Here is a 706-nt window from a genome sequence, read left to right as displayed (position 1 = left end):
CCATCCTTTTCGTGGTGAAAGATATGGCCAATGCCTGGTCCGGGAGCGGTTTGCCCGGGCCGGATGCAAAACCGGAATTACCACAGATATCAAAAGAAATCCGGGAAGAGGCTCAGGAAAAAGAAACCGGCACGGAAGACGTATCCCTTCAACAGTCATCCACGGCTTGCTATCAAGGGAGTCAGGGAGCCAAGGGACTACTTGCACTTGGCACGCTGGCCAGCTCTTTTCAGTATGCGAATTCGAAACAGATTAATAATGCAGAAGACCTGGGCAAGATTGGTCGAGATCCCGACTATCCACTAAACGGTACCTATCAACAGACAGCGGATATTGTTGTCACTAAAGACTATCAATCCATTGGCAGTGCTACCCACCCATTCACCGGCGATTACGACGGGCAGTGCCGTACCATCAGCGGCCTGTCTGACTGTTTTGTTGATACTCTGCAAGGCAGCATCAGCAACCTTCACTTTACTGGTGCCAATATAACTTCCTGGAACACGACCGGGTTAGCAGCCTGTGTTGTTGATGTTAATGGCACAGTCAGTAATATCCGGGCGGAAAATGTTCATATTTTCACCTGGGGCAAGTATGCACGCGCCGGCATCGGGGGGGGGACGGTTGACGGAACGGTTGCCCACACCACGGCGGTGAACAGCAGGGTCGAGACCAAGGGTACCGGGGCAGACGCCGGCATCGGGGG

1 protein-coding gene is annotated in these 706 nt (G+C 53.3%); it reads left to right on the top strand.

All coding sequences use genetic code 11. The annotated features are described in order from the left end of the window. Window positions 1–23 precede the first annotated feature (23 nt). The coding region (locus J7438_RS26585; protein ID WP_209279030.1) for a hypothetical protein at window positions 24–706 on the top strand (683 nt) is incomplete at its 3' end.

The sequence above is a fragment of the Thalassotalea sp. G20_0 genome (genome assembly GCF_017744175.1).
In the GTDB taxonomy this organism is placed as follows: Bacteria; Pseudomonadota; Gammaproteobacteria; order Pseudomonadales; family Endozoicomonadaceae; genus Endozoicomonas.
The sequence above is the reverse complement of the archived record's forward strand: the minus strand, read 5'-3'. Positions and strand labels throughout refer to the sequence as shown.